Source organism: Bacillus sp. S71, assembly GCF_016625265.1.
Classification (GTDB): Bacteria; Bacillota; Bacilli; order Bacillales; family Bacillaceae_G; genus Bacillus_A; species Bacillus_A cereus.
In genome coordinates this window covers 35,941-50,186 of sequence record NZ_JACVUW010000021.1, presented here as the reverse complement: position 1 = coordinate 50,186, position 14,246 = coordinate 35,941, and the positions used below count along the sequence as shown (strand labels likewise).

Genomic DNA, 14,246 nt, shown 5'->3' with positions numbered 1-14,246 from the left:
CAAGAAATAGTAAAGCCTAAAGAAGAGGCAAAAGTCAAAGAAGAAGTAAAAGTTAAAGAGGAACCGAAAGCGCAAGAAATAGTAAAGCCTAAAGAAGAGGCAAAAGTCAAAGAAGAAGTCAAAGAAGAAGTAAAAGTTAAAGAAGAACCGAAAGCGCAAGAAATGGTAAAGCCTAAAGAAGAAGTAAAAGCTAAAGAAGAAGAAAAAGCGCAAGAAATAGCAAAAGCTAAAGAAGAAGAGAAAGCAAGAGAAATAGCAAGAGCTAAAGAAGAAGAGAAAGCAAAAGAAATAGCAAAAGCAAAAGAAATAGCAAAAGCTAAAGAAGAAGAGAGAGCAAGAGAAATAGCAAAAGCAAAAGCAAAAGCTAAAGAAGAAGAAAAAGCAAAAGAAATAGCAAAAGCAAAAGAAGAAGAGAGAGCAAGAGAAATAGCAAAAGCAAAAGCTAAAGAAGAAGAAAAAGCAAGAGAAATAGCAAAAGCTAAGGAAGAAGAAAGAGCAAGAGAAATAGCAAAGGCTAAAGAAGAAGAGAGAGCGAAAGAAGTATCAAAAAACAATATACAGTCTGCTAAACGTGAATTAACGGTAGTAGCGACAGCGTATACTGCTGATCCAAGTGAAAATGGTACATATGGTGGACGCGTTTTAACTGCGATGGGGCATGATTTAACGGCAAATCCGAATATGAGAATTATCGCAGTTGACCCGAAAGTAATCCCATTAGGATCTAAAGTATGGGTAGAAGGTTATGGAGAAGCTATCGCTGGTGATACTGGAAGCGCAATTAAAGGTAATCGTATTGATGTATTAATGGGGTCAAAAAGTAAAGCTATGAATTGGGGAAGAAAAACTGTTAAAGTAAAAATTTTATAGTAACTATAATGATCCAAATAGAAGTCAGTTCTCTTTATTGAGGCTGGCTTTTATTTTTTTAGTGGAAGTATAATAGGATTTTTAAATGACTTATTAATAAACCTGTAATAAAACATAAAAATTGTCTCATGTTTAGAAAAACTATTAAGAATGAGGTAAGGAAGTAGAACAGAAGGTTATTGAGAAGTAGAGAAGAATAGTATGTTGAAAACGAAGGGTTAACGTATAATGAAATATATAAATCGGATCAAATCGTTTACTAAACACTTTCACTCATAATAGTGTAATTAAGTTCAAAGGATAGGTGTATTTCATGAAAGAAGTAAGAGAATATATTGAAACAAAGAAACAAGGTGTATTGGAGTTGCAAATAAAAGAAACGGAAGAAAAGCTAGGTGCTGCTTTCCCAAATCAATATAGGGATCTTATTAAATTAGTTAATAATGCTGAAATAGGGGAATGGATACTATATCCGATTAAAGATAATAGAAATGTAACGAAAACTTGGGATGATATTGTTAGACAAAACATTGACATGAGAGATGAGTCTATACCAGAAAATCTTATCATAATTGGTGACGATGGTTCAGGGGATAAATTGTGCTTTAAAATAAATAATGGAAAAACGGATGATAAAATATATATTTGGTATCACGCGGATGACGAAATGGAAGAAATATCTCCGAGTTTAAAAGAATTTATTATGGAAACTATTCAGGAAGACGATGTTTTTTAGTCTTAATTATTATCATTTTGTGAATCATTCTTATAAAAGGCGAGGATAGAATATGACAATAGAATTATATGGCGCACATTGTAATGAGCGGAAAGGGTATAGAGTAATTGAAGGAAGAGGTTCATATAATCATTACTTTGGCGGTCAAGATTGTAATTTGCCAGTATGTAAGTTATGCGGTGAGAAGATGCATCAAATTCTCTGTTTTGATTTAAAAGATGGGAGACTTGCTGAACTTAAAAGTAATGAACTAAATATTTTACCATTCGTTTCACGCTTGAACTGCGCGATGGTGTGGGAACCGCAATATTTTCAGTTAAGTGATGGAGGTAAAACAGTTCAAATCATAAAGCAGCAAAATACAGAAGAATGGATAATGGAAGAGGAAGATAAGTTACCAGTTTCATTACCAAAAACAACGGTAAAGCTTATAAATATGAAAAATGAAGATATACCTACAGATGAAGATAGGTACTGGGAAGCTTTCGACTTGTTCGGTTCGGAATATGTATGTAGATTGTTAGGGGCACCATTATATGATGATCTTCCAGAGGATTTGGCGTGTCCAACTTGTTCTAAAGAGATGAAGTATGCTGCTACAATTACACAAGATATCGAGGAACGTGAACTTATTTCAGTAGTTGATTTCCAGTTTTGGGAAATGAATATCTATTTTTATTTATGTAAAGATTGTTCAATTATAAAAACGGAAACACAAAGTACATAACAAGACTAACATATTATATTAGTCTTGTTTTTGTATCGCAACATCGTTAAGAATCGCATCAAATATATCTTTTTGTGTAAAATTATCTGTAAAAATAGTTTCACTAGCAACTTCAATTGTATCGTGCGGATTATACCATTTTTGAAGGGAATATTCACCAAATTCATGTCGTTTGTCCCTTGTGTTATGTCGTCTAATGGTTTCCTCGAGTGATAAATCAAAGTAATATGTATATGCATTTCCATCAAAATAACGAATTAATTCTTTCAACATATCACCGTATCTACGATTGTTTAAAATACCTTCTAAAATAACAAACTTACATTTTCCTTTTCCGTACTTCGTAATTTCAAATAGTAGATCATGAGATAAGTTCCCCATCGTGTCGTGTACTCTTAGCATATCTCTACGCACGACGTCTTGAGAGACTAAAAGTGTACCTTGTCCGAAATGTTCTTGTAGTTGCTTTGCGATCGTTGTTTTACCACTTGCGGAGTTTCCTCTAAGAATGATTAAAGTGGATGTAAGTATATGATTAGACATAATGCATTCCCCCAACAGTATTGATTATATAGAAAATTTTAACAAATAACGTGGAGAAAGTGTATAATCAATATGATGGATATTTAAGGAGGGGATTAGATGGGGGATATATTAAAAAATGCACAACCTATATGGAAACGGACTTGGTTTCGTTATCTAGGGGCATTTTTTATTGTTCAGTTACTGTTTATTTTGTGTGAAATAACTGCGTGGGCACCAAACTTTAGGCCAGGCGGAGAGTTTTTTAATAGAATATTAAATTCTCAATTTTTCACTGAATGGTTCACACTCTATACAATCCCGCAATTTAACGTATTTACAGCATTTTTTGCGATTACATTACTACCATATGCATTAGTAGGTGCAATGAAAGATGTAACATCAAGAAAAAATATAAAGGAATAATAGAGGTATAATATGCTTTTTCAAAAAGAAGGTTTATTGATTAGATACGTAATGGAAAATGATGCAGCTATCATTTCTAAATGGTTAACGGACCCAGCAGTCCTGCGGTATTACGAAGGGCGAGATAATCCGCAATCTGTAGAAAAGGTGCTTGATCATTTTATGCATAATCCAAACAGTAATGAAAATAGATGTTTAATAGAATTTGATACCGTTCCGATTGGTTACATACAAATGTACCCAGTTGATTCAGAGTGGAAAGCGATATATGGCTATAAAGAATCACAAAATGTATGGGGAATGGATCAATTTATCGGTGAACCAGTCTATTGGGGAAAAGGAATTGGACAAAAACTCGTTCAGGCAGCAATTACATACATTATGGGGGAAATGGGAGCAGAAGCAATCGCAATGGATCCGAAAGTAAATAATGAACGAGCGATAAAGTGTTATGAAAAATGCGGATTTAAAAAAGTAAAGATTTTAAAGGAACATGAGCTGCATGAGGGGGAACTAGAAGATTGTTGGATGATGGAATACAAACAATTATAATGAATATGCAATGGCTTATATAAACGAAGGGAGCTGTGTGAAATGAAAAAAGCATTAATCGTAATTGATGTGCAAGCCGGTATGTATACAGCTGGAATGCCAGTACATAATGGGGGAAAGTTTTTACAAACATTGCAAGAGCTTATTGGGGAATGTCGTTCAAATGATATTCCAGTTATTTATGTCCAACATAACGGTCCTAAAGACCATCCGTTAGAAAAAGGTACGGATGGATGGCGAATCCATGCAACAATCGCTCCGCAAGAAGGGGATGATATTGTTGAAAAGACGACGCCAGATTCATTCCATAAGACAAACTTAAGCGAAGTGTTACAAGAGAAAGGAATTGAACACGTTATTCTTTCGGGAATGCAAACAGAGTATTGTGTAGATACGACAACGCGCAGAGCATGTAGTGAAGGATATAAAGTAACGTTAGTTAGTGATGCGCATAGTACATTTGATGCAGAAGTGTTACGTGCTGAAGATATTGTGAAACATCATAACGCAGTATTGGGAGCGTTTGCGGATGTTGTTGCATTAAAAGACTTGAAAGTGGCTGCCTCTAAATAAGAGGCAGTTTTTTTATTAGAAAAATAGCGTCAAATATTGTTGGTAAGTCGATATTTTGAAATAATCGTTTATATAATTTCACGTACCATAATAAAAATATACAAAAAAGGAGCACCACATAATTAAAAAGGGTGCTCCTGCATTAAAATGTTACTTTTTCTTGTCTTTATCCAATATATTTTGTTCTTCAGCAAACTCCGTACCATATGCAAAGCGGCGATTAATACGAATGTTATCATTGTTGTGCCTTGTATGAGAGTTAGAGAAGCGATGAACGATTACTTCAGATAAAGTGAAGACGATGGCAGAAAGGATACTGCCCCATGCAATTTGCATATAGTTGTCTAATAAAATATTACCGAAAATCCATACGCTTAAATATGTTAATAAGAAATCCGACATAATGGCACCAGTATTGCCAATTCGATTTAAAATAATTTTATCAACGAACATGTAGGATACGATTGTAACAAAGAGACTGAATGAAATAATTTGAACAAACGTTGCAGGGAAAAATAAAGCAAGCCCAATGCTAAATGCGATAATGCACGATATAAACTTGATAAGCACTACTGTGAAATCATTCAAAATTTACACCTCCGATTTATACATAGTTTTGCAATAAATTCTGGAGTTCATACATTGTAACGGATTTATTTACATAAAACTTTTTCATGTTCGGAATTTAGTCTAAATATTATAAAAATAACGAAAAAATGTTATAGTAAAATGAGAGTGTATGACATTTTTAGGTAAGGGGGAATCCAGGATGTGGATTACTTCAGAAGTAGAAATTCCAGATGAGTTAATTGATCACATTGAGCAAGGAAAGTTAGTGTTATTTGTTGGAGCGGGAGTTTCTATGAAAGGGAAATCAAACTTACCAAATTTTGATGATTTAGTTGATGAAATTGCAAAAACGTTATATGTCGAAAAGCGTGAAATAACAGAACCACATGATTATTATCTTGGTAAAATTGCGAAAACAAAAGATGTACATCAAGTCGCAAGAGATCTTGTTCATATAGAGAAATCAAAACCGAATCCATTACATTATGCAATTCCAAGGTTATTTCCTTTAGATACAGATATCCGCATTGTAACAACAAATTTTGATCAACATTTTACAACTGCAATTAAAGAAATAAATAGAGATATCAATGTTTATTACGCTCCAGCTTTACCGACTGGGAGAGCTTTTAAAGGTCTTGCTTATATACATGGTAATGTAGAACAGGAGAAAGAGGCTTTAATTTTAACAGACGGTGATTTTGGAAGGGCTTACTTAACGGAAGGGTGGGCGAGAAGATTTTTAGTCGATCTATTCTCAAATTACACCGTTTTATTCGTTGGATATAGTCATAATGACCCAGTAATGAAATATTTAGCAACTGGTTTACCACCAAGTACAAGACGATTTGCTTTTGTCGCACAAGGAGAAAATACGTACCACTGGGAACATTTAGGGATAAGACCGATTGTGTATCCGAATAAAGTGAATAATCATCAATCTCTCGTAAAAGCGGTAAAACGCTGGGCGGAATTAATGGGTGATAATTATATTACGAAAAGAATGCGTATTCGGGATATTGTAACGGTTCCCCCGTCAGTAGAACAGGAACAATTATCATACATAAAGCAATCAATTAAAAAAATTGAAACAGTTCGTTACTTTGTGGAATTTGCTCACGATTATGAATGGGTCGAATGGTTAGAAGCAGAAGGTAAATTACAAAATTTGTTTATGCTTACGCCAAACTATAATGAAGTAGATGAATTACTTGCAGAATGGTTAGTGGAACAATTTCTTTTTAGTCATCAGATAGAATTATTTCAATTAATTTATAAAAACTATTCTAAAATATCACCGTTATTATGGAGAACAATTTGTAACTACTTAAACGAAACGAAGAGTAAGATGGACCCATTGTTGTTTGCCAGGTGGACACTCCTTTTATTAGAAACTGCTGAAAAAGATAGTAGCTCTATAGAAAAGATTTCTAAGTTACTGCAAAAATGTTCTTTTCCTGAGCATAAGGAAATTGCGTTATTGTTACTAACTTTTATTTTAGACGGAAAGCTGAAGTTGAAACGTGTAAGAAAATGGGGAAATGATACGCAAGAAGCAATAGAACTCGAGGAATCGAGTCGCTTACCAGTATCAACATTTTCTCATGTGGAGCAAATTTGGAATGAAAAGATGAGGCCATATATCGCCTATTATGCTGTTCCAATTATGATGATTGGATTAGAAAAATTGAGAATGTTGTCATTAAGACAAACGGCACTGAAAAAAAGAAATACGGAAGATGTAGAAAAAGAGTTTCATCAAAATGATCTTGCATTTTTAATACAAATTGTAAAAGAGTGTCTAACTTATTTATGTGAAAACAATGAGAAAAAAGCGGATTATTATATTACAGAAATGATAGAAGCGAATAGTGTACTTCAAAAGCGAATTGCAATTGATGCGATGAATAAAAATATTTTTGTTCGTGTAGATGACAAAATGAAATGGTTGTTACAGGAAGGACTTCTTTTAGATTTCACTTATAAACATGAAGTTTTCCAACTTTTAAAAAGTCATTATGCAAATTGTTTGGAAAAAACAAAAGAAGAAGTCACTCGAACTGTAATAAAGCGTCTTACAGAAGAGAGAGTATTTGATGCATGTCTCGTATTAGACTTATTATTCAAGTGTGATTCAAATAGTCCATCTACGGCAAATGGGTATGAGTTAATGAAGCAAAAGCATCCTCATTTTCATTCTGAACGATACAGTGTACAAAAGAAAGAGGATACAGCGCAAAGCATTACTTGTAATGTAACAGCTGACGGATTATTGCAGCTGAAAGATGTTGAAATTATGAAGCAAGTTCGGCAATTTTCGCAAGATGGTGTTTTTGAACAACGCCATTTTTTAGAGATGTTATCAAAAGCATGTAAATTGAATACAGAGTGGAGTATTTCATTCGCATATCAATTAGTAGGAGTGCAAGAAATAAGTAATGAAGTATGGTTTGTTTGTATTAGAGAATGGCGAAATAACAGAGGATTGACAAATGATCAAATCCAAAAAATTATTCCGTTATTGCAGAAATTTGTTAGAAATACTGCTTTTCATTGGTTAATTAGTAGTTTTCTATATGAAATTAGTAATCGACTAGAAGAGTTAGAAGAGAATAGTATACGTGTTGTAAAACGCTTTGCTTTTTCAGTGTTTCCTCAAGTTATGAAGAGTGATACGGATTTTAAGCTTGGAAAACAAGATTTTTACAATGAATCAATTCAGCATCCTGTTGGAAAAATGACGGCTGTATTATTAAAGTTGTTATCATATGATCATTTATACGATCGTAATGTATATGAATATTTATTTTTATTTGAAGAACAAGTAAGAGTTAATTCAGTACGAACAAACTTTATGTTTGCTCGTTTAATAGCAGATATTACATTTCTATATCATATTGAAAAGCAATGGTGCCGAAAATATTTGTTACCATACTTAGATTTAAAAAAACAAAATGAAATTACGGAATATGCATGGGCTGGTTTATGTTACACGCAAATAAATTTACCTTTATTTACAGAAATGAAGCGTTTTATTAAGTATGCGATAGAACATTTGGAAGTATTACATCCGCATACGAGGGAAGCTTTCTTGAAGTGGCTTAGCTTTGTATTTATTAAATGTGTACTATATTGGGAGCAAAAAACAGATTGGTTATACCCTTTACTCGTATTAGAAAATGAAGAAAATAAAATTAAATTTATGCAGTTTTTATGCTATTACGTCAAAACATTAAGTGTAAAAGAACAACAAAAATTTTGGACAGCTTGGCTCAGTGTATTTTTGCGAGAACGACCAAAAATGGGTGAGATAACAGCGAGAGAATATGTAATGCTTTTACGTATTATTTTATACATGGATGAAATATTAGAAAAAGGATTATGTATTATGTCTCGTGCATTTTCAAGTGTAAATGGTAAATGTACAGGTGAGGAAATGAAGCAGTTATTGATTGAAATGCTTCATAAGAAAGAAAGTATGAAAGCGCATAAAGAAATGTTTGCAAATGTGTTTTTTATTTTACTACAAACATGTCAAGAAGCCGTTTTATTTGAAAAAGAAATCATAAAAATAAAAGAATTATTAGTTCAGTATGGAGTAGAGGAATATGTTTTACATTTACTAGAAAATGAAATAATTCGCATAGGAATTGTAATGGGTGATTTACAAGAAGAATTATAGGACGAAAGTGGAATTTTAAAAAATATATAAAAAGTTGTTGACAGTGTTTTGAAAAGCGTTCTATAATACGAATCATACTTATTCAATTTCAAAAACATTTGAATAAACAAAGTGCAATGAAGAGATCACAGTAGTGGTTAGTCTTACTGTAACAGAGAGCTGGTGGTTGGTGTGAACCAGTACAGGGATAATCATGAATTACAGTCTTGGAGCATCTTTTTCGTAATAAAGATAGTTTGTCTTTATGAGGAAAAAGCGGTCAATTGATCGTTAACAGTGAAGAGAGGTAGACAGAAAGTTAGTCTACAACTAGGGTGGTACCGCGATAAATATCGTCCCTACTGATTTATTCAGTAGGGACTTTTTGTATTTTAGTGGTCCAACTTGAAAATAAAATAGTCATGCATTGAAAGGAAAAGCAGTAGTTGTTGTTTCCCTGTAACAGAGAGCTGGTGGTTGGTGCGAACCAGTACAAAAACAAGAGCGAATTACAGTCCTGGAGCATCTTTTTCGTAGTAAAGATAGTATTGTCTTTATGAAGGGAAAGACGGTCAGATGATCGTTAACAATGAAGAGAGGTAGACGAAAGAAGTCTACAACTAGGGTGGTACCGCGATAAATATCGTCCCTACTGATTGGATCAGTAGGGCTTTTTTGTACAAAAAAGTGGCTTTTTAACTAGTAGTTCATGTCTTTGTACGAATTATTAGTTTAAAATAAGAAGAGGTATCGATTCCACTATAAATTTGTATAATTAACCAGTTCAGAAAATAGAGAATCTTTTATTCTCTTACTATACTTTTAAAACATTAGAGGAGGATTTCCAAATGGCAAATCATGAATTAGATCAATTACGTAAACAGGTAGATGAAATTAACTTACAACTATTACACCTTTTAAACAAACGTGGTGAAATCGTTCAAAAAATTGGAGAACAAAAGCAAGTACAAGGTACGAAACGCTTTGATCCAGTACGTGAGCGTGAAGTACTTGATATGATCGCAGAGCATAACGAAGGACCATTCGAAACATCAACAGTTCAACATATTTTCAAAACGATTTTCAAAGCAAGCTTAGAGTTACAAGAAGATGATAACCGTAAAGCGTTACTAGTATCACGTAAAAAGAAACAAGAAAATACAATCGTTGATGTAAAAGGTGAATTGATTGGAAACGGAACACAAACGTTCATCATGGGACCTTGTGCAGTAGAAAGCTTAGAGCAAGTTCGTCAAGTAGGGCAAGCGATGAAAGACCAAGGCTTAAAATTAATGCGTGGTGGTGCATTCAAACCGAGAACATCTCCATACGATTTCCAAGGTTTAGGAGTAGAAGGACTACAAATTTTACGCCAAGTAGCAGACGAGTTCGACTTAGCAATTATTAGTGAAATTTTAAATCCGAACGATGTTGAAATGGCATTAGACTACGTTGATGTAATTCAAGTTGGCGCACGTAACATGCAAAACTTCGATTTATTACGAGCTGTAGGTAAAGTTAACAAACCAGTATTATTAAAACGTGGATTAGCAGCAACAATTGATGAGTTCATTAATGCAGCGGAATACATCATTGCGCAAGGTAACGATCAAATTATTCTTTGTGAGCGTGGTATCCGCACATACGAAAGAGCAACACGTAACACATTAGACATTTCTGCAGTACCAATTTTAAAGAAAGAAACACATTTACCAGTTATCGTTGATGTAACACATTCAACTGGACGCAGAGATTTATTATTACCAACAGCGAAAGCGGCACTTGCAATTGGCGCAGATGCAGTAATGGCTGAAGTTCATCCAGATCCAGCAGTTGCATTGTCAGATTCTGCACAACAAATGGACATTCCAGAATTCCATAGATTCATGGATGAGTTAAAAGGTTTCAAAAATAAATTATCTTAATTCCATATCATATATGCGTTGAAGAGGAAACAGTAGTGCTTATCTCACTGTTAAAGAGAGCTGATGGCTGGTGTGAATCAGTACAAAGGTAAGCATGAATTACAGCCTTGGAGCATCTTTCTCGACAACTTATGGAGGGGAAGACGGTCAAACGATCGTTAAAGAAGAAGAGAGGTAGACGACAGTTGTCTACAACTAGGGTGGTACCGCGATAAACATCGTCCCTACTGAGCGCTCAGTAGGGACTTTTTTGTACAAAAAAATAGTAAAGGGGCAAGAGAAATGAGATACATTACAGCTGGAGAATCACATGGACCGCAGTTAACAGTTATTTTAGAAGGTGTACCAGCAGGTTTGACACTTACGGCGGAACATATTAATAAAGAATTATTAAGAAGACAAAAAGGTCATGGACGCGGAAGACGCATGCAAATTGAAACAGATACAGTTGAAATTGTAAGTGGTGTTCGTCACGGGATGACACTTGGATCACCGATTACGTTAATCGTAAAAAATGATGATTTCAAACATTGGACGAAAGTAATGGGTGCTGAGCCAATTTCTGAAAAAGAAAGTAAGGACATGAAACGTACAATTACAAAACCACGTCCAGGACATGCGGATTTAAATGGAGCAATTAAATATGGTCATCGTGATATAAGAAACGTATTAGAGCGCTCATCTGCAAGAGAAACGACAGTTCGTGTAGCTGCTGGTGCAGTTGCAAAACAAATTTTAAGCGAATTAGGCGTAAAAATTGCAGGACATGTTCTTGAAATTGGTGGAGTAAAAGCAAAACATATTTCAAACTTACCGATTGAAGAAATTCAAACGATAACTGAAAACTCACCAGTTCGATGTTTAGATAAAGAAGTAGAGCAAGAAATGATGGATGCGATTGACAACGCAAAAAGTAGCGGAGATTCAATCGGTGGTATTGTGGAAGTTATTGCAGAAGGTATGCCAATTGGCGTTGGTAGTTACGTTCATTACGATCGTAAATTAGATGCAAAACTTGCTGGTGCAATTATGAGTATAAATGCATTTAAAGGTGCTGAAATTGGCTTAGGTTTTGAAGCGGCAAGACAACCAGGAAGTAAAGTGCATGATGAAATTCTGTGGGATGAAGAAAAAGGATACACGAGAAAAACGAATAATGCCGGTGGTTTAGAAGGCGGTATGACAACAGGTATGCCAATTGTCGTAAGAGGCGTTATGAAGCCAATTCCTACATTATACAAACCGTTAGCAAGCGTTGATATTGATACGAAGGAAGCATTCCAAGCGAGTATTGAAAGATCTGATAGTTGCGCAGTGCCAGCAGCGGGTGTAGTAGCTGAATCTGTTGTAGCATGGGAACTTGCAGATGTACTAGTCGAACAATTCGGAAAAGATCGTATGGAATTATTAAAACAAAACATTATGCAACACAATAACTACGCAAAAGAATTTTAATAAAAAGGTGGGTTTAACGTGCAAGTAAAAGATCAACTATCATCATTACAACCATATAAACCAGGTAAATCACCAGAACAAATGAAAGAAGTGTACGGAGATCATTCGTTTGTGAAATTAGCATCGAATGAAAATCTATTCGGTTGTTCACCGAGAGTTTTAGAAGAGTTGCAAAAATCTTGGTTGGAACATGCTTTATATCCTGACGGAGGTGCTACGACGCTCCGTCAAACAATCGCGGATAAGTTGCATGTGCAAATGGAACAAGTACTTTGTGGTAGTGGTTTAGATGAAATCATTCAAATAATAAGCCGCGCCGTATTACGAGCGGGAGATAACATTGTAACAGCAGGTGCAACATTCCCGCAATACCGTCATCATGCGATTATTGAAGGCTGTGAAGTGAAAGAAATTCCTTTAAATAATGGTGTATACGATTTAGACGAAATTTTGTCAGCGGTAAATAATAATACGAAAATCGTATGGATTTGTAATCCGAACAACCCGACGGGCACATATGTGAATGAGCAAAAATTAACTCAATTTATTGAAGGCATTAGTGAAAATACGTTAATTGTCATTGATGAAGCGTACTATGAATACGTAACAGCAAAAGATTTCCCTGAGACATTACCGCTTTTAGAAAAACATAAAAACATTCTTGTACTTAGAACGTTTTCTAAAGCATACGGATTAGCTTCTTTCCGCGTTGGATATGCGATCGGACAGGAAGAGCTAATTGAGAAATTAAATGTCGTACGTTTACCATTTAACGTATCTTCATTAGCGCAAAAAGCAGCTACGATTGCTTTTGGTGATAACGAGTTTATTGAAGAAATAGTTCGTGTGAATACAGAGGGATTACAACAATACGAAAGCTTTTGTAAGGAAAATGAAATTCCATTTTATCCATCACAAACAAATTTCATCTTCTTGCCAGTTGAGAATGCAGGAGAGATTTATGAAGCTTGTGCACATGCAGGGTTTATTATTCGTCCATTCCCAAATGGTGTCCGTATTACAGTTGGAACAAGGGAGCAAAATGAAGGAGTGATTTCAGTGTTAAAACAACACTTTGAAAACAAAAAAAGTAAGTCTCGAGATGAGGCAAATGCGTAAAAAGGTAGTATTAATTGGAACAGGTTTAATAGGAGGCTCTCTCGCATTAGCGATTAAGAAAGAGCACGATGTAACGATAACAGGTTACGATATATTTAAAGAGCAAGTAGAGCGTGCAAAAGAATTACACGTAGTAGATGAAGTAGCAGTTGATTTACAACATGCATGTGAAGAGGCACATTTAATTGTTTTTGCTTCTCCAGTTGAAGAAACGAAGAAGCTATTACACAAACTTGCGTCATTCCGTTTACGAGAAGATGTTATAGTGACTGATGTTGGTAGTACAAAAGGGTCTATTATGAACGAAGCGGAAGCTTTATTTTCAAAGGAAGTTTCTTTCATTGGGGGACATCCGATGGCGGGTTCTCATAAAACGGGAGTTGAAAGCGCAAAGGCGCATTTATTTGAAAATGCATTTTACATTTTAACACCGATGAATCATGTACCAAATGAACAAGTGGAAGACCTTAAAGTATGGTTAAAAGGAACAGGATCTCATTTTCTTGTTTTAAATACAGAAGAACATGATTATGTAACAGGGATTGTTAGTCATTTCCCGCATCTTATCGCAGCAGGTTTAGTAAAGCAAGTTGAGAAACATGCAGGAGATAATCCGCTCATTCATCAACTCGCTGCTGGAGGTTTCAAAGACATTACACGTATCGCATCTAGTAGTCCGAAAATGTGGAGTGATATTGTAAAGCAAAATCGAGAGCATTTAATGGTATTATTAAAAGAGTGGATCTCTGAAATGGAAGGTTTATATAAGACAGTTTCTACCGGGGATGCAGGCGAGATTCAAAACTTTTTTGCAGATGCGAAGGAATACCGTGATTCTTTACCAGTAAGAAAGAGTGGTGCAATTCCTGCCTATCACGACTTATACGTTGATGTATTAGATAAGGTGGGGGCATTGGCTCATATTACGAGTATTTTAGCGCGCGAGGAAATTAGTATTACGAACTTGCAAATATTAGAAGCGCGTGAAGGACTGCTTGGGGTATTACGTATTAGTTTCCAAAGGGAAGAAGATCGTATGAAAGCGAAGCTAGCGCTTGGAGAAGAAGAATACCAAACTTATGAAACAATTTAAATGAGAAGGTGAAAAAC

13 protein-coding genes and 3 other annotated features are annotated in these 14,246 nt (G+C 34.9%); of the genes, 11 read left to right on the top strand and 2 right to left on the bottom strand.

Going from position 1 to position 14,246, the window contains the following annotated elements; all coding sequences use genetic code 11:
• The 3 genes from IBT51_RS25760 to IBT51_RS25750 all read left to right on the top strand — a co-directional run.
• Positions 1-870, top strand: an 870-nt coding sequence (locus tag IBT51_RS25760) for a 3D domain-containing protein (protein WP_200483301.1), incomplete at its 5' end; no start/stop codon positions are given.
• 313 nt (positions 871-1,183) lie between these two features.
• A complete protein-coding gene (locus tag IBT51_RS25755) occupies positions 1,184-1,606 on the top strand; it encodes an SMI1/KNR4 family protein (RefSeq protein WP_078401523.1) in 423 nt (140 codons plus the stop codon).
• Positions 1,607-1,658: 52 nt separating this feature from the next.
• Positions 1,659-2,333, top strand: coding sequence for a hypothetical protein (locus IBT51_RS25750; RefSeq protein ID WP_200458238.1), 675 nt, complete (start codon positions 1,659-1,661; stop codon positions 2,331-2,333).
• Positions 2,334-2,351: 18 nt separating this feature from the next.
• On the opposite strand, the gene IBT51_RS25745 is transcribed toward IBT51_RS25750, so the two are convergent.
• Positions 2,352-2,876, bottom strand: coding sequence for a kinase (locus tag IBT51_RS25745; RefSeq protein WP_098137605.1), 525 nt, complete (start codon positions 2,874-2,876; stop codon positions 2,352-2,354).
• A 99-nt stretch (positions 2,877-2,975) separates the two neighbouring features.
• Between IBT51_RS25745 and IBT51_RS25740 the strand changes: the two genes are divergently transcribed.
• The 3 genes from IBT51_RS25740 to IBT51_RS25730 are packed head-to-tail and all read left to right on the top strand — an operon-like array spanning position 2,976 to position 4,406.
• Entirely contained in the window at positions 2,976-3,281 is a 306-nt protein-coding gene (locus tag IBT51_RS25740) for a YfzA family protein (RefSeq protein ID WP_000502339.1), read from the top strand.
• A 12-nt stretch (positions 3,282-3,293) separates the two neighbouring features.
• Positions 3,294-3,833, top strand: coding sequence for a GNAT family N-acetyltransferase (locus tag IBT51_RS25735; RefSeq protein ID WP_000898784.1), 540 nt, complete (start codon positions 3,294-3,296; stop codon positions 3,831-3,833).
• A gap of 42 nt (positions 3,834-3,875) precedes the next feature.
• A complete protein-coding gene (locus IBT51_RS25730; RefSeq protein WP_053564161.1) occupies positions 3,876-4,406 on the top strand; it encodes a cysteine hydrolase family protein in 531 nt (176 codons plus the stop codon).
• A gap of 150 nt (positions 4,407-4,556) precedes the next feature.
• Here the strand turns inward: IBT51_RS25730 and IBT51_RS25725 are convergent, their stop codons facing one another.
• A complete protein-coding gene (locus tag IBT51_RS25725; RefSeq protein WP_000997702.1) occupies positions 4,557-4,994 on the bottom strand; it encodes a YndM family protein in 438 nt (145 codons plus the stop codon).
• Positions 4,995-5,175: 181 nt separating this feature from the next.
• On the opposite strand from IBT51_RS25725, the gene IBT51_RS25720 reads away from it, so the two are divergent.
• The 5 genes from IBT51_RS25720 (at position 5,176) to tyrA (ending at position 14,229) form a co-directional block, all read left to right on the top strand.
• Complete coding sequence (locus tag IBT51_RS25720; RefSeq protein ID WP_140155494.1) at positions 5,176-8,658, top strand: DUF4020 domain-containing protein; 3,483 nt, start codon at positions 5,176-5,178, stop codon at positions 8,656-8,658.
• Positions 8,659-8,765: 107 nt separating this feature from the next.
• Positions 8,766-9,001, top strand: a binding site (T-box leader).
• Between the two features lie 54 nt (positions 9,002-9,055).
• Positions 9,056-9,291 (top strand) — a binding site (T-box leader).
• A 194-nt stretch (positions 9,292-9,485) separates the two neighbouring features.
• Positions 9,486-10,562: a bifunctional 3-deoxy-7-phosphoheptulonate synthase/chorismate mutase gene (locus IBT51_RS25715; protein ID WP_001273575.1), complete on the top strand. Its 1,077-nt coding sequence runs from the start codon at positions 9,486-9,488 to the stop codon at positions 10,560-10,562.
• Between the two features lie 9 nt (positions 10,563-10,571).
• Positions 10,572-10,791: a binding site (T-box leader), on the top strand.
• Positions 10,792-10,844: 53 nt separating this feature from the next.
• Complete coding sequence (gene aroC, locus IBT51_RS25710) at positions 10,845-12,017, top strand: chorismate synthase (RefSeq protein ID WP_088022196.1); 1,173 nt, start codon at positions 10,845-10,847, stop codon at positions 12,015-12,017.
• 18 nt (positions 12,018-12,035) lie between these two features.
• Complete coding sequence (gene hisC, locus IBT51_RS25705; RefSeq protein ID WP_200458239.1) at positions 12,036-13,136, top strand: histidinol-phosphate transaminase; 1,101 nt, start codon at positions 12,036-12,038, stop codon at positions 13,134-13,136.
• The gene (tyrA, locus tag IBT51_RS25700; RefSeq protein ID WP_161114647.1) at positions 13,129-14,229 is read left to right on the top strand and encodes a prephenate dehydrogenase; all 1,101 of its coding nucleotides are present in this window, start codon (positions 13,129-13,131) and stop codon (positions 14,227-14,229) included. The genes hisC and tyrA overlap by 8 nt, the downstream gene beginning before the upstream one ends.
• Positions 14,230-14,246: the final 17 nt, after the last annotated feature.